This is a genomic window from Xanthocytophaga flava (genome assembly GCF_030068545.1).
GTDB classification, from domain to species: Bacteria; Bacteroidota; Bacteroidia; order Cytophagales; family 172606-1; genus Xanthocytophaga; species Xanthocytophaga flava.
Genome location: NZ_JASJOR010000004.1, coordinates 238,953 through 264,171, shown reverse-complemented (window position 1 = coordinate 264,171; position 25,219 = coordinate 238,953). Strand labels below are relative to the sequence as shown.

Annotated in this window: 20 protein-coding genes; 13 read left to right on the top strand and 7 right to left on the bottom strand. The window is 38.1% G+C overall.

What is annotated here, in order from left to right:
* Positions 1-3: 3 nt before the first annotated feature.
* From QNI15_RS08300 to QNI15_RS08265, 8 genes are all read left to right on the top strand, one after another.
* Positions 4-126, top strand: a complete 123-nt coding sequence (locus tag QNI15_RS08300) for a hypothetical protein (protein WP_314031354.1) — start codon at positions 4-6, stop codon at positions 124-126.
* Positions 116-1,330 carry a glycosyltransferase gene (locus QNI15_RS08295; RefSeq protein ID WP_314031352.1) on the top strand — a complete coding sequence of 405 codons (1,215 nt, stop codon included), beginning with the start codon at positions 116-118 and terminating at the stop codon, positions 1,328-1,330. The genes QNI15_RS08300 and QNI15_RS08295 overlap by 11 nt, the downstream gene beginning before the upstream one ends.
* Positions 1,320-2,279 carry an acyltransferase gene (locus QNI15_RS08290; RefSeq protein ID WP_314031351.1) on the top strand — a complete coding sequence of 320 codons (960 nt, stop codon included), beginning with the start codon at positions 1,320-1,322 and terminating at the stop codon, positions 2,277-2,279. Before QNI15_RS08295 ends, QNI15_RS08290 begins: the two co-directional genes overlap by 11 nt.
* Positions 2,280-2,281: 2 nt before the next feature.
* Positions 2,282-3,472: a glycosyltransferase family 4 protein gene (locus QNI15_RS08285; protein WP_314031350.1), complete on the top strand. Its 1,191-nt coding sequence runs from the start codon at positions 2,282-2,284 to the stop codon at positions 3,470-3,472.
* Positions 3,459-4,628, top strand: coding sequence for a glycosyltransferase family 2 protein (locus tag QNI15_RS08280; RefSeq protein WP_313996627.1), 1,170 nt, complete (start codon positions 3,459-3,461; stop codon positions 4,626-4,628). The genes QNI15_RS08285 and QNI15_RS08280 overlap by 14 nt, the downstream gene beginning before the upstream one ends.
* Before the next feature lie 42 nt (positions 4,629-4,670).
* Entirely contained in the window at positions 4,671-6,716 is a 2,046-nt protein-coding gene (locus QNI15_RS08275; RefSeq protein WP_314031349.1) for an LruC domain-containing protein, read from the top strand.
* Between the two features lie 328 nt (positions 6,717-7,044).
* Entirely contained in the window at positions 7,045-7,764 is a 720-nt protein-coding gene (locus tag QNI15_RS08270; RefSeq protein ID WP_390902170.1) for a ferritin-like domain-containing protein, read from the top strand.
* A gap of 14 nt (positions 7,765-7,778) precedes the next feature.
* Entirely contained in the window at positions 7,779-8,573 is a 795-nt protein-coding gene (locus QNI15_RS08265; RefSeq protein WP_314031347.1) for a ferritin-like domain-containing protein, read from the top strand.
* A 98-nt stretch (positions 8,574-8,671) separates the two neighbouring features.
* Here QNI15_RS08265 and QNI15_RS08260 read toward each other — a convergent pair whose 3' ends face one another.
* Positions 8,672-9,556 carry a hypothetical protein gene (locus QNI15_RS08260; RefSeq protein ID WP_314031346.1) on the bottom strand — a complete coding sequence of 295 codons (885 nt, stop codon included), beginning with the start codon at positions 9,554-9,556 and terminating at the stop codon, positions 8,672-8,674.
* A gap of 426 nt (positions 9,557-9,982) precedes the next feature.
* On the opposite strand from QNI15_RS08260, the gene QNI15_RS08255 reads away from it, so the two are divergent.
* The 3 genes from QNI15_RS08255 to QNI15_RS08245 all read left to right on the top strand — a co-directional run bounded on the left by QNI15_RS08255 (position 9,983) and on the right by QNI15_RS08245 (position 13,506).
* A complete protein-coding gene (locus QNI15_RS08255; protein WP_313996619.1) occupies positions 9,983-10,585 on the top strand; it encodes a CGNR zinc finger domain-containing protein in 603 nt (200 codons plus the stop codon).
* Between the two features lie 251 nt (positions 10,586-10,836).
* Entirely contained in the window at positions 10,837-12,819 is a 1,983-nt protein-coding gene (locus QNI15_RS08250) for a tetratricopeptide repeat-containing sensor histidine kinase (RefSeq protein ID WP_314031345.1), read from the top strand.
* Positions 12,820-12,876: 57 nt separating this feature from the next.
* Positions 12,877-13,506, top strand: coding sequence for a response regulator transcription factor (locus QNI15_RS08245; protein ID WP_314031344.1), 630 nt, complete (start codon positions 12,877-12,879; stop codon positions 13,504-13,506).
* Positions 13,507-13,652: 146 nt separating this feature from the next.
* Here QNI15_RS08245 and QNI15_RS08240 read toward each other — a convergent pair whose 3' ends face one another.
* From QNI15_RS08240 to QNI15_RS08215, 6 genes are all read right to left on the bottom strand, one after another.
* Positions 13,653-14,348: a dioxygenase family protein gene (locus QNI15_RS08240; protein WP_314031342.1), complete on the bottom strand. Its 696-nt coding sequence runs from the start codon at positions 14,346-14,348 to the stop codon at positions 13,653-13,655.
* Positions 14,349-14,560: 212 nt separating this feature from the next.
* The gene (locus QNI15_RS08235) at positions 14,561-15,874 is read right to left on the bottom strand and encodes a hemolysin family protein (protein WP_314031340.1); all 1,314 of its coding nucleotides are present in this window, start codon (positions 15,872-15,874) and stop codon (positions 14,561-14,563) included.
* 697 nt (positions 15,875-16,571) lie between these two features.
* Positions 16,572-17,315 (bottom strand): LytR/AlgR family response regulator transcription factor, encoded by a 744-nt coding sequence (locus QNI15_RS08230; protein ID WP_314031339.1) that lies wholly within the window; start codon positions 17,313-17,315, stop codon positions 16,572-16,574.
* Complete coding sequence (locus QNI15_RS08225; protein ID WP_314031337.1) at positions 17,312-18,349, bottom strand: sensor histidine kinase; 1,038 nt, start codon at positions 18,347-18,349, stop codon at positions 17,312-17,314. The genes QNI15_RS08230 and QNI15_RS08225 overlap by 4 nt, the downstream gene beginning before the upstream one ends.
* Positions 18,350-18,418: 69 nt before the next feature.
* Positions 18,419-18,850, bottom strand: a complete 432-nt coding sequence (locus QNI15_RS08220; protein ID WP_314031336.1) for a DUF4288 domain-containing protein — start codon at positions 18,848-18,850, stop codon at positions 18,419-18,421.
* Between the two features lie 59 nt (positions 18,851-18,909).
* Entirely contained in the window at positions 18,910-19,656 is a 747-nt protein-coding gene (locus QNI15_RS08215; protein WP_314031335.1) for a LiaF transmembrane domain-containing protein, read from the bottom strand.
* Between the two features lie 267 nt (positions 19,657-19,923).
* Between QNI15_RS08215 and QNI15_RS08210 the strand changes: the two genes are divergently transcribed.
* Complete coding sequence (locus QNI15_RS08210; RefSeq protein WP_314031334.1) at positions 19,924-21,546, top strand: hybrid sensor histidine kinase/response regulator; 1,623 nt, start codon at positions 19,924-19,926, stop codon at positions 21,544-21,546.
* A gap of 6 nt (positions 21,547-21,552) precedes the next feature.
* Positions 21,553-25,194, top strand: a complete 3,642-nt coding sequence (locus QNI15_RS08205) for a response regulator (RefSeq protein WP_314031333.1) — start codon at positions 21,553-21,555, stop codon at positions 25,192-25,194.
* Positions 25,195-25,219 lie beyond the last annotated feature (25 nt).

Below are 25,219 nucleotides of genomic sequence, written 5' to 3'. Positions count from 1 at the left end.
ACTATGCCTTGGGATATTATTGCTATACCTGCTATTCTGGCACTTGTATTTGGATTTTTGAATGGGAAGAAAGTGAAAGAGAAACTAGCTGCTCAGCCCGTAAAAAAGGGACGATATGGAAAATAAAGATATTGTTATGCTGGTCCAGCAAAGCTGGGATCTGGAGATAGGGAGTAATGCCCGAAATCTTGCTATGGAGTTTGCCAGGAAAAACAGGGTATTGTATGTGAATCCTCCTCTGGATATCAAGACTGTGTTGAAGGGAAGAAAAGATCCTAAAGTGCGTCAGAGATTAAAATCTGTCTGGAATGTAGCACCATCTTTACAGCAGGTAGATACAAATATATGGGTCTATACACCTGATTGTATTTGTTTATCAATCAATTGGTTGACTTCAAAGTCGTTGTTTCGTCGGTTGAATGGATACAATAACAGATTACTGGCAAAATCCGTTTGGAAAGCTATCTGTCAGTTAGAATTTTCCGGATTTACTTTATTTAACGATAGCCAAATGTTTTTAGGGTTGAATCAGAAAGAACTGATACATCCTGAGAAATATATTTACTATGTACGGGATTATCTGATTACACAGGATTATTTTAAAAAACATGGTACCTGGACCGAAGCAGAACTGATGCAAAAAGCAGATCTGGTAGTAGCTAACTCTGCTTATCTGGCAGACTATGCGCGTAAAAGTAATCCCCAAAGTTATGATATAGGTCAGGGATGTGAACTGGACGCATTTGATCCTGCTGTTAAACATTCCGTTCCTATTGAATTAACCAACTTGCCAAGACCTATTATTGGATATACTGGATTTCTTACTGCTGCCCGGCTGGATATAGCCTTGCTTGAAAGTCTTGCTGATGCCCGACCTGACTGGAGTTTTGTGTTGGTAGGGCCGGAAGACCAGGTTTTTAAAGATTCCAGGCTTCATCAGAAGAAAAATGTCTACTTCACAGGAACTAAGCCACCATCTCAGTTGCCTGCTTATTTACAACATCTGGATGTTTGTATCAATCCGCAACTGGTAAATGAACTTACTATAGGCAATTATCCCCGTAAGATAGACGAGTATCTGGGAATGGGTAAACCTGTTGTTGCCACCAGTACACGTGCTATGGAGATGTTTGCAGACTATGTATACCTGGCAAAAAGTTCAGGTGAATATATTGTTTTACTTGAAAAAGCACTGGCCGAAGACAATCATGCACAGGCATTAGCCAGAACTTCCTTTGCGAAAGGGCATACATGGGAAGCATCTGCCCAGGCAATGTATGATGCATTGCCATCATCATTAGAACAAAAAGAACCTGTCTATGAGCCTTAAAACACAGACCTATTATCCTGGTCTGGATGCTATTCGTGGAGTACTTATTATTCTGGTAGTGCTTTCACATTGCCTTTCTCCAGGTACGCCCGTATTTATTCTGTATTCATTTCATATGCCTCTTTTTCTGGGTATCGGAGGATTTCTTATTAAACGAGACTATATCAGAAATACAAGTACATTCCAGATTTTGCACAAGTATCTGTATCGGATGATTATACCCTGGATACTGGCAGTATGTATTTATTATCTGTGGCGCAGGTTATTGAGTATTCCGGTTGACTCACAACATGAGATTTTGTATCCATACTATCATTTATGGTTTGTACCTGCCTTATTGGGTATGGTATTGTCTGTAAAGTTATTGGAATACTGGAACATTTCTTATAAGGTTGTTTTGGGTGCAAGTATGCTTCTTTGTCTGGGGTGGTATATCCTGTATAGAGAACATCCTGATAATATGATCTATCCGTGGTTGTATTATCTGGGAGATAAACGTATCTATGGCTATTTTGGATTCTTTTATCTAGGATATGTACTAAGGGCGTATCCAGATGTATTTCCAAAGGTTAAAATGCACTATGTATTGCTTGCTGCTGGTGTATCTTTAAGTTTATTGATAGTTTCTGTTTATTTTCCTGTTGACCGACTGGTTTCCTTTCTGCCTTATTGGGTATTAAATATAGGTCTGATCTATTGGGCAATAGTATATGCTTCGGAACAGACACTAACTAAAAATTCATTCATTCTCTTTTGTAACAAGCAGTCACTGGCTATTTATCTATATCATTACTCAGTAATTCTGCTTGCTAGCTCATTTCTGACCATCAAAGGACCTCTTACAGTCGCTCTCTTTTTAATTACAGTAATTGCCACTTATCTGACAGTCTATCTGACTTCGTCTTTGCCTTTCGTTAATAAATATTTCTTTGGGTATACAAAGGCCTGATTATGAATACACCTTTACGGATTGGTATCGAGGCCCAACGGCTTTTTCGTGCCCGAAAACATGGTATGGATATCTATGCACTGGAGTTGATAAAAGCTTTACAGGAAATAGATACCATAAACCAGTATTACATTTTTGCTCAACCGGGTGAAGATGAACAGTGCATAGATGAGACTAAGAACTTTCATATCATAACCCAGAAGACCTTATCCTATCCTCTTTGGGAACAATGGACTTTACCAGACTTGGCAAAAAAGTATTCTTTGGATCTATTGCATTGTACGGCTAATACAGCCCCTCTGAGATTAAAAACCAAATTGTTACTGACATTGCATGATGTGATTTTCATGCAAAAAGACCCGCAGGTTAAGGGAAAGAAAGGTAATTCCTATCAGCATTTTGGAAATATGTATAGAAAGTGGGTTGTTCCTTCTGTTGCCAGAAAAGCAGACGCGTTGCTTACTGTATCTAACTTTCAGAAACATGAGATTGCACGGGTGCTGAATGTTTCTGAACAAAAAATTCAGGTGACCTATAATGGAGTATCTCCACATTTCTTTGAAGAATTGGACGAAAGTTACCTGGCACAGATTCGGCATAAATACCATTTGCCAGAACATTTTTTCTTTTTTCTGGGTAATACGGAGCCTAGAAAAAACCTTACAGGCGTATTAAAGGCTTTCCATATTTTTCAGCAACAAAATCCTAACCTGGCTTCACTAGTCATCAAAGGCATAGATGAAACTTATCTGATGCAGAAATTGACAGAAGAGGGCATACAGGATATTCGAAAATATATACATCTGGTTTCCTATTTAACATCAGAGGAACTGGCTGCTCTGTATCATCTTTCAGATTGTTTTCTGTTTCCTTCTTTTAGTGAAGGATTTGGTATTCCTATTATTGAAGCCATGGCTTGTGGTACTCCTGTCATAACTTCACAAACAACCTCTATGCCTGAAATTAGTGGAGGCGCTACCTTATTGATTAATCCCGCAGATGCAGGAGAGATGGCAGTAGGTATGAAACAGATGCTATGTAATACGGCTCTGGCAGAACGATTCCGAAAAGCTGGTAAGAGCCGGGCCACTTCATTTTCATGGAAAGATACGGCAATTTCTACACTGGCCACTTATGAAAAGATAACTGGTCGAATCTCTACCTCTCACTCAAATATATATGCAAGTTATTGAAATCCTGTTCTGGATCTGTGTAAGTATAGTATTCTATACCTTTATAGGCTATGCCCTGCTGGTTGGTATTTGGGCAAAGGTTACCAAATTATGGACACAGAAGAATTTTGACCAATCATATGAGCCTGAAGTTACGCTGGTTATACCTGCATACAATGAAGCAGATATTCTTGCTCAAAAGGTAGAAAATTGCCTGGAGCTTGATTATCCGGCTGAGAAGCTCCAACTGATTGTGATTACAGATGGATCGAATGACCATTCGGCCTCTATACTGGAAAAATATCCTCGGGTACTGCATGTACACGAAGCAGCCCGTAAAGGTAAAGCAGCTGCAGAGAATCGGGTAATGCATTTTGTGAAACATCCTCTGGTGATTTTCACAGATAGTAATACACGGCTTAACAAAGAAGCTGTACGGGAAATTATCAAACATTACCATGATCCTAAGGTAGGAGCAGTGTCTGGAGAAAAGAAAGTACAACAGGATCAATCTGCAGCAGGAAATGGAGAAGGTCTTTATTGGAAATATGAATCTTTTCTGAAACGTTGTGACTCAGATATTTATAGCCTCATGGGAGCAGCCGGTGAATTGGTGTCGTTTCGGAAAGAGCTATTTGCTCCTCTGGAGGAGGATAGCATTCTGGACGATTTTGTCCAATCCCTAAGAATTGTAGAGAAAGGATATAAGGTAGTGTATGAGCCTAAAGCATTTGCTTCCGAATTACCTTCTGAGTCATTGAAAGATGAGATGAAACGCAAAATTCGCATTTGTGCAGGAGGCTGGCAATCTATGTCACGACTTACAAGCCTGCTGAATATATTTAAGCATCCGGTAATAACATTTCTTTATGTCTCACACCGGGTACTACGCTGGAGTCTGACACCATTGATGCTGGCAATCTTGTTGCCTGTAAGTGCTTATTTATCTTTTCAGTTAGGTGGTATCTATACTTTGTTCACAATTTCACAAATTCTGTTCTATGCAATGGCATACATTGGCTGGTATGCTGATGGCCGTGGCAGGAAAATAAAATTGCTTCTGATTCCGCTCTATTTTAGTATGATGAATGTTGCAGTATTTTTTGGGTTTTTGCGTTTTGTCCGTCAGTCGCAGCCTGCGGCTTGGGAAAAAGCAAAAAGATCTGCTTATGCCTGATGTTTCAAGCCTTCTAAAACAAAACAATTATTAAGCATTTGTATGCCTATTCAATCCGTTTTTTTCAAATCATGCTTTGGCATTGCATTAATTACCTCTCTTGTTGCCTGTGTAAAAGACCCGGGACTAGAGCCAGGAGATTCGCAAGAGCCAATACAGTTAGAAATACCCGAAAGTTTTAATCATAGTACTACTGCCAATGTTTCACTGGCACTTATCTTGAAAGATAACCAGAATACCGCGCTTTCCAGCGTACGTGTTTCCGTTGCGTCAACAGATGCTCCCGATAAAATTTTGTTTACAGGGGCGACTGATGTAAATGGTAGTCTGACTACTGATATGACATTGCCATCTTATATCGAAAAATTAGTAGTTTATACAAACTATGTAGGATTGCCTAATCAGATAGTATTACCTGTACAAGGTACAGTCAATGCTGTATTGGGTGGAAGTGATCCGATAACCTATGAAACAATGGAAGCTAGTTCCGCACGTACTGCCTATACATCAGGTGCCAGAACACAGGCTATTACCTATTCTTACCTGGGAACCTGGAACGGTCAGGGAGTACCCAACTACAAAGAAGCAAAAACAGATACAGTAAGTTCGGAACTGATGTCCTGGATAAATGCTTCATTGCCAGAGCAAAAGCCTGTGCCAACCTACCACCCTGATTATGTGGATGCTACCACAAAAACCAATATGGATGTATTAGCTACCTCAGATGTGTGGGTTACTTTCGTGCATGAAGGAGCTGGCTGGACCAATAGCCTTGGATTTTATACGTATCCTACAGGAAGTGCTCCTGCATCTGTCAATGATATTACCAATATCAAAATTATTTATCCCAATGTCTCTTATGCAGGAAGTGGCGGTGGACTGAAAACGGGTATGAAAGTAAAAATTGGCCGTTTTGAGCCAGGAACTAGTATCGGTTTTGTATTAGTTGCCCAAGGCTGGAATGGAAGTGGCGTCGGAAATGGAGCATATAAACTATTCTCTAATTCAAATCTGAATCCGGAATCCAATACAAACCTACAAAAGCACAATGTGTTGCTATATGACTCAAAATACAAAATAACGATTCTCGGATTTGAAGATTGGCGTAGAGATGATGTATCGGGTTGTGATAATGATTTTAATGATGCTGTTTTTTATATTTCTTCTAATCCGGTTGATGGACTGAATGTTAAAGACTTTCTACCTGTAGATAAACCTATAGATTCAGATAAAGACGGTATCAATGATACGTATGATGATTTTCCAAAGGATCCTACCAAAGCCTTTATCAATTATTATCCGGCAAAAGGAGTACCTGGCACGCTGGCATTTGAAGATATGTGGCCTACTGTAGGGGATTATGATATGAATGATTTGGTCGTTAAGTATTATCATACAACTATTGCCAATGCCCAGAATAAAGTAATCCAACTTAAAACAGATATTGTACCTACAGCAGTTGGAGCTACTTTTAAAAACGGTTTTGGTTTTGAAATGCCTATTGCTCAGTCAAAAATTAAATCAGTATCAGGTTCCCGACTTACAGAAAATATCGTTACACTGGCATCAAATGGCGTTGAGGCAAATCAGAACAAGAGTGTTGTGATTGCATTTGATAATGCATTCTCTTTATATTCATCCGGGTCAGGACAATATGAAAACGTTGTTTCTAATACCAGTGTAAATACTCCGGATACAGTGAAGCTGACTGTTGATTTTGCAACACCTGTAACATCAACTGAGTTGGGAGATATGACCTTTAATCCCTTTTTGATTGCTAATGCAACAAGAGGCAGAGAGATACACCTGGCTGGATATTCAAATACAAAGCTCGCAAATCCAACGTATTTTGGAACACATCAGGATAATACCAACACTGCCAGTGGTAAATACTATAAAACATCAGGTAATTTGCCTTGGGCAATTAGCTTTGTTCAACCATTTGATTACCCATCAGAAGGGAAAGCATTAACAAGTGCCTATGTGAATTACGCTGCATGGGCTAAATCGGGTGGAACATTGTATAAAGACTGGTATCTGAATAAATCGGGATACAGAAATACAGGTAATATTTATACAAAGAAGTAAATCTGCATTCATTTAGTAGTATAATTCTGACAAAGGTTGTTGTATCAGGCTCTCCTGAGATAACAACCTTTGTTGCTTTTGCACAGCTTCTTACAGTTGTTTTCTGGTTTTATGAAAAAAATAATTATTGTATGTTGTTGATTTACAGTGTGTAAGCGTTGGCGTGAAATCTTTTTTCGGGAATTGTTTACAAAAATAAAATCCAATTATTTGTAGGCAGACGTATGTATGAACAGACTATATGATGAAAGCTGTGTATTAGATAAATATCACACAATCAGGCATATATGATGTTTTATTTTTTAACCAAACCAACCTGAGTAAAGCTATGTCCAAACTCATCATTCCTGAAATACAGGAAAGCCACATGCAAACAAAGGGTATGCTTACGCCTATGGGCCGAGGTTCTTTTTTAAAGTACCTGGGTGCATCTGCAGCATTGACAGCCCTTGTCCTCACCGGATGTAAAGACGATGACGACGATATGACCATTCAAGGAGTAAACCTGGGCAGTGGAGATACAGGGATCTTAAACTATGCTTATGCATTAGAGCAACTGGAAGCTGCATTCTATTCACAAGTAATTACTTCCAAGTACTCTGGTATGAGTTCTGCGGAACAGGAAATTCTGACAGAAATTCGTGATCATGAATTAGTGCATCGTGACTTTTTTAAGGCCGCTCTGGGATCTAATGCTATTGGAAGCCTGCAGGTAGACTTTAGTTCTATTGACTTTACTTCCCGTACAGCTGTATTAGGCGCTGCCAAAGTATTTGAAGATTTAGGTGTCTCCGCTTATAATGGAGCTGGTAAGCTACTCCAGAGCGCAGATTATCTGTTGATAGCTGGAAAAATAGTTTCTGTGGAAGCACGTCATGCTGCTGCAATCCGGGATCTATTGAGTCCTAATTCTGCAGACTTTGCCGGAGATGATGTGGTAACTGCATCCAATGGTTTGGACGCTGCCAAAGCACCCGCTGATGTACTAATGGCTGCCAAGACATACATCAAGAATACAATCAATGCAAGTAATCTTCCTCAAAGCTAAACTTACAGACAACCATGAATTTATTCAAAATAATTAAAGATATAGAGAAAGTCGATGCAGAAGTATATGATCGACTGGATTCCCGACGTGGCATGTTTAAAAGTGTAGGAAAGTGGGGTGGACGTATAGCTGCTGCTTCTGTACCGTTTATGTTGGGAGGTATGCTTAAGAAAGCCTATGGGCAGACTTCTAATAATAATGCTATTATTGAGGTTTTGAATTATGCGTTGACTCTAGAGTATCTGGAAAATGAGTTTTACGCGATGGGGCTTGATGCCAGCGGACTAATTCCGGCAGATCGGAAAGCGATTTTCCAGCAGATTGGAGAACATGAAGCTGCTCACGTTACTTTTCTGAAAACTGCAATTCAAAGCTTACAAGGTACTCCTGCTCCTAAACCAACATTTGATTTTACAGCCAATGGTACCTATTCTGATGTATTCTCAAATTATCAGACTTTTCTGGCTTTATCACAAGCTTTTGAAGATACAGGGGTACGTGCTTATAAAGGACAGGCTGGCAACCTTATTTCCAATAATGATGTGTTAACTGCCGCCTTACAGATTCATTCAGTAGAAGCCCGCCATGCTGCAATGGTACGCAAGCTTCGTGCACAGAAAGGCTGGATAAACGGCAAAGATAGTGGAGGCACAGTAGATGCAATCTATACAGGAGAGGATAATACTACACAAGGTGGAGTAAATCTAACAACATTGGGATATTCAGCAGCTGCTATAAGTCAGGCGTTTGATGAACCATTAACAAAAGAGCAAGTACTTCCTGTTGCTTCAACATTTATTAAAAGTTAAAGAAATTGCCTGAATTGCAATACTGGTTACAGTGTATAGTAAAAGCCAAAAAAGCATCTGTCTCAGATGCTTTTTTGTTTAGTAAGGAAAGATCTTTTTTAAAGTTGCACATAAGCAACGAAACTATTTTGCAGGAATATCACCCCCTGACTGGTAATGATAAGACTGCGGCTTTCTTCAGATGCAGGGAGTATATCTGTTACTCCCATTGAATGAAAATCAGAGACTCCTGTTTCTAACTGATGTGTTTTTGTAAAACCATCATAAGCAATTGTCAGTGTAATAGTTTGATTTGTCGGCACAGATGCTTCATAAACGCCCAGCGTATTAGTTTCTATTTGTCTAGATCCATCCGGCCAATTCAGTTTTACAATAGCATTTTCTAGAGGAATGCTTTGCATACTCACTACGCCTGATACGATAGATTGAGCTCCTGTCAAATCGAATACACCAAGACTAATGGTAGTATTAGAGTCTTTGGTCGTAAAAAATTTGGTTACTTTCATACCAGATTCAGTTTGTACTGTCATTGCTACTGTAGAGTTTGGCGCAAATGTTGTCTGTATGTAAGTGCCTTTCATTAGTTTAAATACTACTCCCTGAATAGGATCTCCAGCTTTGGTTTTGAATGATGCCCGCACAGCACAGGAACTATCCTGAGAGGTTACTGTTTGATGCGTTTTTTCTGAAAGAAAATTTAATTCAGGAACAACCAGAATTCCTTCTGTTTCAGGATTATTTGTAATGAACGGAATTGAGAGAGAGGCCTTGTATAGCATAACAGGAATACCAACTTCGGAAACTTGTAATCCATTCTTGTCCTGTATAGAGGCAGTTATTGTAGTTATATTGATCGCTGATTTTGGCGACTCTGCATTCAAAAGCATTGTGTTTTTTCGGCAACTACCCATTACAATACCTGCTGTAGTCAGCAGGATTAATGGAGTAATTCTTTGAGAAAAACAGGAAAAGAGCATTTTCATAGTTGTAGTGTAGTGTATTTGTCAATTATTAATTCTGTTGTAATGCAGGAGTTTGTAATCAACTTGACTCTACAAAATTCAGCATAAACTAGATACTACACCATCCTGACGGATTATGATTTTTTTCTCCTCATTTATGAGGAGAAGATTCCAGGTAGAGTGTTTATGCTTGGTTTTGTCAGCTAAGCATTATCAATACAAAAGTGCTTTAAAGGCAAATGCTAGAAGTTGGTAATTACCAAGATCTTCTTTTCTGACATCATGAGTGCAAAACATGTAAGTAAGCCTTCATACTGCTGAATAAATTGTACTATTATATAGTATTTGAATTAAAGAGTTTATATTTACCGTTTAATAGTGTTTTGATGGTAAAAATAGGTTGCGGATTATTGCCATCAAAATTGTTTTTACTGGTAATGCAAGAATATGGAAAAAACAATTGAAACAATTGCTCTACATGGAGGAATACTGTGTCTGGATTTTGTAAATACAGTATACACTTGGACACCTGAACGGAAGGGTGAGTTTCTGCATGGGTTTGATGATCTGGTTCGTTTTGCAAAGCGCCACACTATTATTTCAGAAGAAGAGCAACGTATAATTCTGGAAAGGAAACAGGGAAGACAAGCTATGTATGATAAAGCTGTTGTATTACGAGATCTTATTTACGAACTGTTTAGCCAATATATAACTGAACGAAAGGTTTCTGAGTCTGTTCTGGAAAAGTTTAATCATTTTTTGACAGAGGCTCGTACTCATTTACAGCTGGAATATACGGAAACAGGTTTTCAACAGATTTTGGTCACCCAAAATAAGGAGAGTGAAAAAATAGTATGGGCCATTGTACTTTCAGTTGCAGATACTCTACTCTCTGACAAACTATCACGTGTTAAGCGTTGTGGTTCATGTGGATGGTTGTTTCTGGATACAAGTAAAAATAGTAGTCGACGGTGGTGTGATATGCAGGTGTGTGGCAGTCAGATTAAAGCCAAAAACTATTATCATCGTATGAAAGATAAACAGATGTAAGTCCTACACTTTTATTTTTGAAAATCAGATATATTCTTCAATTAGCTTCACTAGATGAAAATGTAAGCACTGAGGTTTTCTGCAAGTCCAATTTGTAGTAGCACTACAGATAATGGATCTTCAAAGTGCTTCTGGTCTTACCATTTCTCCTCATTTATGAGGAGAAATGGTATCCTTATATTATAGTATTTTCATTTCCAGCATTGTACGATTCAAAAGTATTATCAAACTTGTAGAAAAATTAAGTAATCATGATGCGAATCATTGTTTGTATAGGTCTAATTATAGGAGCATTTTCAGTACTTGCAGGACAGGTGGTTAATCAACCGGCTGACAGTTTGAGGAAGCAACTGCTGGTGGCCCGTGAAGATACAAATAAGGTATTGCTATATATAGCATTGGGGCAACAGTATGAAGATAGTAAAGTAGATTCTGCAATCCATTTTTTTCGAAAAGCAGGTGAATTAAGTGAGAAGATAAAGTTTGTAAAAGGAACACTGAAATATCTGGCTAACTATACTAATGTACTGAACAGGCAGGGGAAATACACTGAATCGCTGAGACTTAATCAGAAGGCAGTTGCTATTGCACAAAAAAACAATCTGAAACTGGAAACAGCCAAGGCTTATGCAAACCTTGCCGCTAACTATCAATATCAGGATGAAATAGATAAAAGCTTGGATTATTATCTAAAAGCTAGTTCTATTTTCGAAGATCTGAAATTTGATACAGGTTTATATGTGATGTATGCCAATCTATGTGCATTATATGGCGATAATCTCCATCAATATGAAAATGCACTCTTGTATGCAGATAAAGCTATTGTCCTTGCCAGAAAGCAGAATAATAAGCTTGGTATCGCTTCTGTACAGATTAATAAAAGTACAGTATTAAATAAGCAGCGAAAATTTGATGAAGCGTTAAAAGCGTTGGAAGAAGGATATGCTATTGGGAAAGAACAGAAAAATTTATATCTGCAATTGGTTTCGCTTTCAATAATGGGCGATATGCACTTAAAACAAAGACAATACACCAAAATTATTCCTGTTGCTGAAGAAATGTTGAAGCTGGCTAAGGAAATGGGAGATGTTGAAGGACAATCTCTTGCATTAGGTGGATTAGCCTCTGCCTATCTTCATGCCAAGGAATACCAAAAGGCAAAGCAATATGCTGTAAAGTCGCTGGAGTTGAGTCGGAATAATAATATGAGAGACATCTGGATGAAGAAAGCATGGTTACTTGCTGATATTGAATTAGCCTTAGGTAATGTGAAAGCCTATGAAGATCTTTCAGCAGAAGCCGATTCTTTGGATGAAGTAGTTCTGAATGAAAAGATGCGAAAGAATATCCAGGAGCTGGAGGCAAAATATGAAGCAACAAAGAAAGAAAACCGAATCAAACAATTGCAGAAAGAGAAGGAAATTCAGATTTTAAGTATTCGCCAAAAGAATATTCTAAACTATGTATTCATCGGTGCTATTAGTATACTGCTTGTCTTAGGATTTTTATTTTATAGAAATACCCGTACTCAAAAAATAATATCTCAACAAACTGAAAAACTGCAGGAACAACGTATTCGGGAATTAGAGCAAGCACAGCAATTGCTGGCTGTAAACTCGATGCTTCAAGGTCAGGAGGCAGAACGTAGCCGTCTGGCCAAAGATCTGCATGATGGATTGGGGGGAATGTTATCTAGTATTAAACTATCTCTCAGTGATATGAAAGGAGACATGATTCTTTCGGAACAGAATGCATCCAGCTTCTCCAGAGCTGTTGATCAGCTGGACGATACAATTCGAGAACTGCGACGCGTGGCACACAGCATGATGCCAGAAGCGTTGGTACGTTTTGGATTGGTACGTGCCTTACAGGGATTCTGCAATGATTTAGGCAGATCCGCACATTTATCAATTGACTTACAGACTATAGGCTTGGAAGATCGACTCGATTCCAGTACTGAAATCATTGTATATCGGATTGTACAGGAGTTATTAAACAATATTATAAAACATGCTGGTGCAACAGAAGTATTGGTACAAATTGCGCGAGCAGAAAACAATCTGAATCTGACTGTAGAAGATAATGGCAAAGGCTTTGATACCTCCGGATCTTATCAGGGAATTGGATTGTCCAATATCCGTTCACGGGTAGAATATCTGAATGGAAATCTGGAAATTCAGTCTTCTCCGGGAACCGGTACTTCTGTGAATATTGATTTTACATTGAAATCATAATTTTGATGTACATTCACCTCCTTAAATCAGAGAAGTTCATTCAACTCACTACAACTCATGGAAAAAATCAAAGTCTTTCTGATTGATGATCATCCAATGATTATTGAAGGACTGAAAAGTTCACTCAACAATACAGACACAGTAGATGTGGTTGGTGCTGCAATCAATGCGTTTGAAGGCATAACCTTTCTGAAAAATAATCAAGTTGAGGTTGTTTTACTTGATATCAATCTGCCAGATATCAATGGGGTAGAAGTATGTGGAAAAATCAGAAATGAGTTTCCTGATGTCAAAGTTATTGCTCTAACTACGTTCAATCAATATGATTATATAAGCGAAATGATGCAGAGCGGAGCATCCGGATATGTGCTCAAAAATGCTACACGAGAGGAATTGGTAGAAGCTATCCATGCTGTCAAAGCCAATAAAAAATACTTCAGTTCAGAAGTGACAGAAACATTGCTACAACGTTCTGGCGATACGGCAAACAAGATTCCTAAGCTGACACGGCGGGAAAAAGAAATTTTGGCATTGGTAGCACAGGGGCTAACCAACCAGGAGATTGCAGACAAGCTGTTTATCAGTATATTAACAGTAATTAGTCACCGAAAAAACCTGCTTACCAAATTTGAAGTAACCAATACAGCTGCTCTGATAAGTTTTGCCATGAAACATCAGTTATTGTAAAAGCTATTGCAATTCTGTCTATCGGATACATTTAACAATCCTCAGATTAAAGGATAAAAAAAATGCTCATAAAACTATGAGCATTTTTTTGTAACACCACACTCAATTAAACAGTACAGTAACTATTTAAGGATTACAGTAACTATTTAAGCTTTTACATAGATCGTATGGGTAAGAGTGTACCCATTCGTCGTATCTCCACTTAAAGTGGCAAGTTCGTTATCCAGGCTATCACTAAAGATATTATCTGAAGCATTGGATGTATCTGCTTGTCCATGAGCTGTATAATAAGTTGTTTTATATACTGCAGATGAAATGTCTTCCGGAAAGGCAATTTGTGTTACAAGCAATGAAGTTCCACTGCTGTTATAGATATGTACATGAATATGAGGCGCCCTGCCACTGTACCAACCAGGATAGATGCTGGTAAAAGCTGCTAATCCAGTGGTATCTGTTGTTTGACGTCCTCTCAGAAAGTGAACAGATGTATAATTGGTACTTTGCATGCTTGTTCCACCATATTCGGAATAGTTGCCAGCCGTATCACAATGCCAGATATCAACTATTGCATTTTCAAGTGTAGCACAGCTATTATTAACATTTTTGATATAAATGTTTACAGTAAGTGGCAAACCTGTTTTGCCGTCAGTTATGTCCTTACGTACATAACTGGATGGCGATTTGGTAGGGAAAGGCCCTTCTGTTTCACTATCAGTAACAGTACAGGTAGTACCCTCAGTAGAATCAGTGGGAGTTACTTCATCTTCTTTCTTGCATTGAGAAAACATTGTGAAGAGACCTGCCATTGCAAGAGAGTTTTTTAAAAATTCTTTACGTTCCATAAGTCTAAAATTGAATTGTCTTCAACTACCGATTTTGGAGATAAGACAATCAACTTTGAGCTTTATTTACGAAAAGATCAAAAATGAGGTAGAATGGAGAAATATTGAGACGAATGACGGAATTGTAGGTATATAATTCTTTAGCTGGAATAAAATAGTTGTCTCTTGTCAGGTAAGAAACAACTATTTCATAGTATAGGTTGTAATACTATTTATTCAGTTGTATCATTTTCATGACCTTCTTCAATCCATTCCAACTGTACCTGAACAATTTGATTTTGCTTCATCTGTACAACAGTAATTTTATAATTTTCTATGGTAAGAGTTTCTTCCTGTGCTGGTAATCGTTCTAGTTGTGAAATAATTAATCCACCGATACTTTCATATTCTTTGCTTTCTGGAAGGGCTTCTGGTATAAATTCATTCACATCACTGACAGAGGTATTACCTGCTACTATATACACATTGTCCCCTTTGTTCTCAACTATAGGTGTTTCTATATCGTATTCATCCTGAATATCTCCAACCAATTCTTCTACAATATCTTCCATAGATATAATACCATTGGTACCACCATATTCATTCAACACTACAACCAGATGAACATGTTGACGCTGAAGGTCACCAAGCAGATCACCAACCTTCTTGGATTCAGGGACAAAAATAGCGGGTCGTAGCAGGCTGCGGATGCTTACATGCGGATCTTTGCGCATTGCTATCAAGAGATCTTTAATATTGAGTACTCCAATAATGTTATCAATTGTTTCTTCATATACAGGAATTCGGGAGTAACCTTCATCAATGATCTTTTCAATTTCTTCGGCATCTGCATCAATATTTAAAGCACTTATCTGAGTACGGGGCACCATAATCTGGCGTGCTGTACGATCTGAGAAGTCGAATGCATTACGGATGATTTCATAGTTTGTTTTTTCAACCAGTCCTGTTTCTGTTCCCTGTTCAACAAGATACAATAGTTCTTCCGGGCTATGTACTTCTTGCTCTGCAGCAGGTTCAATACCAAATAGGCGTATGATAAAATTGGCGAAGCCATTTAGTAACCAGATGATGGGACGTCCTACCAGAAAAAAGCCATACAAAGGATAGGCAACTGCCAGAGTAGTGGCTTCAGACCGTTGAATAGCCATAGATTTTGGTGCTAGCTCTCCAAATACTATATGTAGAATGGTAATAAGTGTAAAAGAGGTTGGCACTGCAATACTATGAGCCATAGTTGGATTAACCTGAATCTGAAGTAAATCAAAACCTGCTAATACCATTTCTGCTACCACACTTTCTCCTACCCAACCGAGTGCCAGACTAGCTATGGTAATTCCTAGTTGAGTAGCTGAGAGATACGAGTCCATCTGGCTTATTATCTTCTTTGCCATTAAGGCTGTCTTACTACCTGATTCGGCCAGTACCTCAATGCGGGATGATCTGACTTTTACAATGGCAAATTCAGCAGCAACAAAAAAGCCATTTAACAGGACTAAAAATAATGTTAATAGTATATCAAGAAGCACAATATGTAGAATTAAGTGAACAAATATGCATCAAAAAGTTGATAGCATGGTATAAAAAATAAATATGCTGACCGAAAAATGAAGCAGTACTAAGCGGTAATGCATGAAAAGTACAAAGAATCTGCCTTTGCCCAAAGGGAGTTTGATTAAAAAAGAAAAAGCGATTCAGTAGAAGGATTGTAATTTGCAGGTAAGCGGAATAGAAATCTGGGATAAGAAATATTTCTATTCAATAGAAGATAAAAGTCTTTACTAAATCATTGTGTTATTTTAAAAAATAACACAATGCACTAACTAAAAGAGCAATACCAATGCGGACGGATGCCTGAACATACAAATGAGAAGTTGTTTTCATGATAGTTTTGTAGTAAATAGTCATAAGTTAGTATGAATTATTGCCAAAAAGTAATCTTGGAAAATGTTTTTTTTAGACTAAAAAAAGTTACTCACTCACAAGGTATTAGTAAGTATTGGACTGTGTTTTATTCGATGATCCGAAAAGAATATTACATAAGTTAGGAAATGCTTTTTTTCTTGTTGCTACTCTTCTGCGTGTATAGTTACTTTGCATCACTAAAATATAAAAGCAGCCGAAAGGTAGCTTTCTTGAGCATCAAGCTCCAAAGCCCGGTGGGAGTGCCGGGCTTTCGTCATTATATAGATTTTGTAAAGACACTATCTGTTTGGTAGAATAATCTCATATCCCCAGTACCATTTTTAGTTTCCCATAGCCAGTACGACTCACAGGAATTTTAGCCCCGGATTTAAGTATTGCTGTATATGTGTCCTTTTGATAAGGATCAATGCGGGTAATCTGCTGTACCTGCACAATGTATGAGCGATGTATACGCACAAATTGTTGGTTATCCAGCACATTTTCAAAGTGTTGCATTGTTTGGCTCTTTAGAAAAACTCCTGCATGAGTATGAATCTTTACATAGTCATCATCTGCTTCCAGATATAGGACTTCATGCGTAGGTATAATACGAATGTTATTACCCGTTTTTACAACCAGGCGATCCTGTTGATTAGGAAGCTGAGAGGCTGTTTCGAGTAATGCTGATGTACCTTGTATTTTTTCCGAAGTAGCAGGCTGCTCGATCCATTTTTGTAATGCTTTATCAAAACGTTCTTTGGAGAATGGTTTTAGCAGGTAATCTATAGCATGGGCATCGAAAGCTTTAATGGCATAGGAATCAAATGCTGTTGTGAAAATAATAGCGAGTGGTTGATCGATTAGTTCCAGCATCTCAAATCCGTTGATTTTAGGCATTTGTATATCCAGAAACAGTAAATCAGGACGATGTTGCTGAATTGCTTTTATACCTTCAAATCCATCATTGCATTCCTGAATAACTTCAATCTGTGGATAGTCCTGTAGATATTCCAGAATGATCATGCGGGCTAAAGGTTCATCATCTATAATAATGGCACGTTTCATGGTTGCGGAATACGAATAAGGGTTGTAAATATATTTTGTGTAATATGTGTTTGTAGAAGATCGTTTCGGGCAAATAACAGATACAATCGACGTTTTATGCTGCTCAGGCCAAACCCTGTACCTGACCTGGGAGGAGTTGTTTCCGGATCAAACGGATTTGAAACCTCAATTTCCAGAATAGTATTTACTACGTTGGCTTTTATTGTAATAGTTACAGTTCCAATAACATCATATAATCCGAATTTTATCGCATTTTCCACAATAGGTTGTAATAAGAGAGGGGGTAGTTGTAATGTTGAACATTCAGGTGTACACTCTATTTCTGTATTGAGCCGATGTCCAAACCGTACTTTCTCAATAGAAAGATACAATTGCAGATATTGTAGTTCTTCCGTTAAACTAACCCATTGATTCTCTTCTTTTTTTAATGTACCTCTCAAAAAGTCTGAAAGCTGATAAATCATCTGGCGGGCTTCTCCCGGCCGACTACCTATCAGTGCACTAATCGAATTCAGGCTGTTAAACAGAAAATGGGGCTGCAGTTGCTGGCGCAATTTGTATAATTCTGCTTCCCGAGCTAGTGTTTCTGTATCTGCTTTGCGTTTGTCTTCTTCCATTCGCTCTTGTAGTGATTGCCACAATACATTTACAAATGTCATCCAGCAAATAATAAGAAATGCGACTCCTGAACGAAGAGGAAATGTTTGAGAAACGAAAGTCAGATAGTCTGAATGATTATCCAGTAAATAAACAAGCAGATGATGGTTTATTAGTAATGCAATACTGGTATAAATCAAACATATGCTTAACAGATAAACGGTGGTTCTTGTGGCCGGACGATAATAGCGCAGGCTATTACTTACAATCAGGCAGGTTATAAAAAGTAGTATGTTTGTTGTAACAGCATCTGTCAGTGCATCCTTCCAGGTAAAACCTGCATTCAGGATAGAATAAACCTGTATAAAGGCCAGTAAAATCCAACTTATAAGAAATAAAACAGTAATACGACGGTCTGACAAAGGGACTAGTTGCATATAAATTTGGTAATAATCCGGATCATTTCCTGAAGAGCTTATATTTCCGTTGTTTTTTCTATAAAGTACTCAAACCAGATAGCGTACAATTTTTCTATTTAGAGATTGGCTAAGATAACGGAAGATACCTGAGACAGCCAGGATACATTTAATATAGGTCCGATACCAGAAAAAATATTGATTTGACTGGCTAATAACCTGACAGGAATGTGATGAATAATAATCATTTACTTGATTTTTTGTTGTAACATATGAAGACCATTGCCATGATGTTGCGAGCTTTCCTACTAAGGTTAGGTCTGCAACATGGCTAAATTGCCATTGTACCCACTTTTGCTTCAGATCCAGAAAGCAATCCTGCTGGGTATAACCAATCGAATTAGCTTTCTGGTGAGCTTCATGCTGATCAAAGGCAGGTATAATACACAGTTTTTTTGCCAACGAAGCCTGAGCATCCTGACCAATAATACGAAATACAATAGTTGCTTTATACCAGTTCATAAGACGATAGTCAAATAAATGAATGGTGGATAGTTGTAGTAGTATATAGGAAGAAGTAATCAGGCATAGGTGTGAATTTCTATGCCCCCAAAAATCGAAGTTCCCTGCAATACCAGCGTTTTATCAAAAGATCCATTAAGTCGGCTTCTTTTGTCTTCCATACCACCGAAGATGGTTACTACTTCTGATACAACTTCCCAATTGGAAGGAATAATCAGTTTTGTACCACCAAATATTTGTGTAATTTCAAGTTCCATCCGACTAGGAATTTCTGCATTGACCAAATTTAGTTCAACACCTCCAAAGATGGCAACAGCTTCCCCTCCTCTGAAATTTTTAGAAAGAATAGTCTTCTTTATTGAGCCAAAGACCACTACATCATCCAGTCTTTCTTCTGTACTACTAGTTGCATTATCCATTTCTTCATCTTCCATGGAAGAATAATAATATGGTTTGTCCTTTTTTTCTTTTCTGAAAGTTTGCTTGCCAAATATAATCCACACACCCGCAGTGATAATAGCTACAGGCCATATAAACCGAACTATATGTAAGTCAGGAAAAATATATTTGGTGAGAAAGATAAATCCTATTATGGTTATAATAATCCATCCCTGATCATAACGATATTGATGTTTTGCTCCTGTAATCAACCCTACAATAATCAGAATCATCGGCCATTTGAAAATCCAGTCTGGCAATATGGTTCCTAACTGTTTCAGGAAAAAAACAGATCCAAAAGCAACAAGAAAAGCTCCCAAAACAAACTTGCTTGACTGAGAATGTGAATTATAGAAATGATTTTTCATAGTGTTTGATAATTGTTTTGTAATTTTTAATCAAATCTATAGTTTCGGGGTGTTGGGAACAATGACAAAGAGGCAATATGTAGTCAGCTGTCGGTAAATGTGGTTTATATCTCGGTGAAATTTACTGTCGGTGTATTTTGTCAGGTAAATAGGGGATAGGGTTATTTTGTTCCACAAATTTGTATATTGCGACGGCGGAATTGCCTTCGTACAGAATATAATAGTAAGACAGTTGAGACTTTTTTGCCTAAAAACCATAATAGATTAATGATCCTGATAGTTGATGATAAGCCGGAAAATATTCTTTCATTAAAAAGTATTCTGGTGCTTAACTCTTTTGAGGTAGATACAGCTTTGTCTGGAGAAGAAGCATTGGTAAAGATTCTTAAAAATACTTATTCGTTGATTATTCTGGATGTTCAGATGCCTGGGATGGATGGATTTGAGGTAGCAGAGGCTATATCAGGACTTAGTCGTACTAAAGATACTCCTATTATCTTCTTATCTGCTGTTAGTATAGAGAAAAACTTTGTAACGAAGGGCTTCGAATCAGGGGCAATAGACTATATTACCAAGCCCGTAGATCCTGACATCTTTATGTTAAAGGTCAGGACTTTTTGTAAGTTATATGAACAAACCCGTGCTTTAAATAATGCCCATCTGGCTTTGCAGCAGGAAGTTGAAGTGAGAAAAGAAGCCGAAAGAGCATTACAGTCGACACTTACAGGATTACACCTTACATTAGAATCGCTTCCCCAGATTGCTTTTACCGCAACACCTGATGGTAAAATTGAATTTGTCAATCAGCGATGGTACCAATATTCTGATTCAAAAGATATATTTCCTAGTCTACATGCTGATGATGAATCCCTTACAGACCGATGGGATGAATGTATCCACACGGGAAAGCTACTGGAAATGGAGTTTCGGATCAGAGAACTTACTACGGGAGAATATCGGTATCATTTGCTTAGAGTAATGCCTGTAATAACCAACGGAATTATTGTAAAATGGGTAGGAACTTTTACAGACATCAATGAGCAAAAACGATTGAGCGAGTTTCTGGAGCAAAAAGTAAATGAAAGAACCCGTGCTTTGCAGGAAACAAATCAGCAACTGGAAGCCAGTAACCACGATTTACAACAATTTGCTTCTGTAGCCTCTCACGATTTACAAGAACCACTGCGCAAAATCAGGATTTTCAGTAGTATGATTAAAAGTAAGAAATACACTGACCCTGATTTACTGGAATATCTCAGTAAGATTACAGACTCTTCTGAGCGGATGAGTACACTGATTCAGGATTTACTCAACTTTGCCCGTTTATCCAAAGCGGATAGTTTTAAGTTAACAGACCTGAATGAGATTATTCGTGAAATACTAAGCGATCTGGAGTTGGTGGTTACTGAAAAGCAAGCCTTCGTTTCTGTTTCACCAATGCCGTCACTGGACGTTATTCCAGGTTTAATCAGACAAGCTCTTCAGAATATTATCAGTAATGCATTAAAGTTCTCCAAGCCTGATAATGTTCCTGTTGTCACTATTACAGCTGACTTTTGTGAAGAATTAAGTGTAGATAGTCCTTCTGTTGTGGAAGGGGAGTATTGCCGTATTTATATTCGTGACAATGGAATAGGATTTGAAGAAAAGTATTCAGATATCATTTTTACCCTTTTTCAACGGTTAAATTCCAGTGAGCAATATGAGGGTACAGGAATTGGATTAGCCATTGCTAAGAAGATTGTTGAAAAACATAATGGATTAATTATTGCTCAAAGTATACCTGAGCAAGGATCTGTCTTTACAATTATTTTACCTGTTCTCCAGCAGAAAGAATCTTTTTCAGATTCACATTCATTGAAAACCACTTTTTTAACAAAAAAGATTTAAACTGGGATGGAAAAAACTTCCAATACTATAATAACCAGAATTCGAACAGTATTTATCATTTCTGGTATATTATTACTACTAAGTTCTATTGCTTCTTATTACAGTATACAGCAACTTATTGAGAACTCAAAGTGGGTAAATCACACTTATCAGGTACTGCTTGAAGCCGATAATATTGTTGCCAATATTAAAGAAGCAGAGGCCAGTCATAGAGGGTATCTGCTTACACATGAAGAAGCTTTTCTAAATGCATTCAATGAATCGTATAAAAAAGTAATTGATCGTTTTAATACGGTACAGGAATTAACACAGGACAATTCACAACAGCAAAAGAATCTGGTTGATCTGAAAACATTAATTGAGAGAAGGTTTAATCAGTTTGAGAAATTGCTGGAAACAGATAAGTCCAGAGACAGAAGTATCATTACCAACGCACTGAATCCTGAACTTTTATATGGTAAGCGGATAATGGATCAATTGAGTGATGCCATAAGCCGAATCGAAAGAGAAGAAAATCGTTTGTTAGTCACTCGTACAGAAGCACAGAATCAGTACATCAGCTATGTGCCAGTTCTGGTGTTGATTACGGCTATAATTTCAATGACTATAACGGCCCTTGCCTATATACGGATTCGTTCTGATATGGAGCAGCGTCTGGTGAAAGAGAAAGAAGAACGGGCCAGATACCAGGAGACATTGCATCGGATAGGAGTAATGGAAACCGTAACACAGAAAATAGCTGCGGGAGACTATGCAGCCCGAAGTGCAGATACGAAAGATGACGAATTGGGGCGTATCTCAAAGGCGATGAATGTAATGTCAGATTCTCTGGAGGAGAGTTTCAAACAGATGAAGGAACACAGCTGGTTGCAGTCAGGTGCTGTGTTTATGAGTGATGCTACACGAGGCCAAACCAACATAGAAGAGTTGGTAACAAATGTTTGCAATGTAATCGCTTCCTATCTGGAAGTTCCATTGGCTGTTTTTTATGTCGTCACAGATAGTCGTTCCCTTTTTATGAAGGGTGGATATGGCGTATCAGATGCTCCCGAAGAAATTGGGTATGGTGAGGGTTTGTTAGGGCAAGCTGTTAAAAATAAACACATTATTACATTAGATGATCTGCCTTCCGATTATATCAGGATAAATTCTTCATTAGGTAATACTCTGCCTTCCTATCTCACCATTGTACCTATTACATTAAGAGATAATGTGCTTGGAGTGATTGAGATAGGCTCTTTACACAAACTATCTGATTTACAACTTCAGTTTCTGAAGGATAGCCGGGAAATTATTGCTATTAGTCTGGATGGTGTAAAAAATCTTATTCGACTACAAGAGTTATTTGAAGAGACACAGTCTCAGTCAGAGGAGTTGCAGGCCCAACACAATGAGCTGGAAAATATCAATGCTGAACTGGAAATGCAGGCTCAAAAGCTTCAGGCATCGGAAGAAGAAATGAAAGTGCAGCAAGAAGAGCTGCTACAAGCCAATCAGGAATTGGAAGAAAGATCCCGTTTATTGGAAGAAAGAAACCAGGTGATTGTAGAAAGGAACCTGGAAATTCAGCAAAAGGCAGAGGAGTTGGCATTGAGTACAAAGTATAAGTCTGAGTTTCTGGCTAATATGTCACATGAATTGCGTACACCGCTAAACTCTATATTACTATTATCTCGATTGCTAGCAGAAAATAATGATGCTAATCTTTCCGGAGAGCAGATTGAGTATGCTCGTGTAATCCAGAGTTCGGGCAATGGACTTCTTGCTTTGATTGATGAGATTCTGGATTTATCAAAAATAGAGTCTGGAAAAATGGATCTGGATTATGCTATGATTGCTGTGGAAGACGTTGCAACATCTATTCGGTCCCTATTCACTCCGATAGCCAGAGAAAAAGGACTCGATTTTAAGGTGCAAATAGATCCTGGCGTGGTACCACAGATAGAAACAGACAAAATGCGTCTGGAGCAGATCCTTAAAAATTTACTTTCCAATGCATTGAAGTTTACATCCAAAGGCAGTGTAGAGCTATTAGTTTCTCCTTCTCCTGAAAAGCCTACTAATATCCTGTTTATAGTAAAAGATACGGGAATAGGTATTTCAAAAGAGAAGCAGCAAATCATCTTTGAAGCTTTTCAACAGGCAGATGGATCGACGCGGCGTAAATATGGGGGAACAGGATTGGGATTGTCCATTAGCAGAGAGTTAACCCGTTTGTTAGGAGGTGATATTAAGGTTACAAGTGAACCAGGTCAGGGAAGTATATTTACATTCTACCTACCTGTAAAACAAGCTTACAAGGAGCAGGCTGTTTCACTACCTAAAGCATCTGTAACTCCTAAAGCTGAAGCGTTGCCTAGTGAAGAGACAAAAGAAGTTAAGCAACTTGTTGCAGAGAATACATTTACTTCTGAATTTATTCCTGAGAATATTCCGGATGATCGGTTGTCTGTATTACCTACAGATAAGGTTATTTTGATTGTAGAAGATGATATTTCATTTGCAAAAGCTTTGTTGCAGTATACACAGAAGCAAGGATATAAAGCGATTGTAGCTGTACGTGGAGATGAAGGAATTATACTGGCTCAACAATACAAGCCAACAGGTATTCTACTGGATATTCAGTTGCCAGTGAAAAGTGGTTGGGAGGTAATGGAAGTATTAAAAGCCAGTCCAAAGACCCGTCATATTCCAGTACACATAATGTCCTCTCATTATGCTAAAAAGGAAAGTTTATTAAAAGGAGCTGTTGACTTTATCAATAAGCCAGTTGCATTTGAACAAATGCATGAGGTCTTTAAGAAAATAGAACATGTATTGACAAAGGAAAGTAAGAAAGTATTGATTGTTGAAGAAAATACCAAACATGCCAAAGCTCTTGCTTATTTTCTTGAAACCTTCAATGTCCATTCTGAAATATCAGAAAGCATACCTGCTGGCCTGAAAGCATTGAATCGGGATGAAGTAGAGTGTGTAATTCTGGATATGGGTATTCCTGATCAGAAAAGTTACGAAGCGCTGGAGTCAATCAAACGAAATCCTGGCCTCGAAAGTTTGCCTATCATTATCTTTACTGGTAAAAGTTTGTCAAAGGCAGAAGAATCCCGATTAAAACAATATGCGGATTCTATTGTAGTAAAGACAGCCCACTCGTATCAGCGTATTCTGGATGAGGTTTCTTTGTTCCTGCATCTAATGGAAGAAAGTCGTTCCAATGAAAAGCCAAGTAGTAAATATCCTAGACTAGGAGGCATGAGTGAAGTCTTGGCAAACAAAAAAGTATTGATTGCAGATGACGACGTACGAAACATCTTTTCGCTCACTAAAGCTTTGGAGGCACATCAGATGATTGTTTTACCTGCTATGGATGGTAAGGAAGCCGTTCGGATGCTGGAAGAAAATCCTGATATAAATCTGGTATTAATGGATATTATGATGCCTGAGATGGATGGCTATGAAGCCATGCAGCGTATACGACAACAGATCCGATTCAGAAACCTCCCTATTATTGCTGTAACGGCTAAGGCTATGACTGGTGATCGGGAACGTTGTATTCAGGCTGGAGCTTCAGACTATATTTCCAAACCTGTAGATATTGATCAGCTGATTTCTCTATTACGTGTCTGGTTATATGACAAAGCCCTATAAACGAATTACTTTAAGAAATGACTGC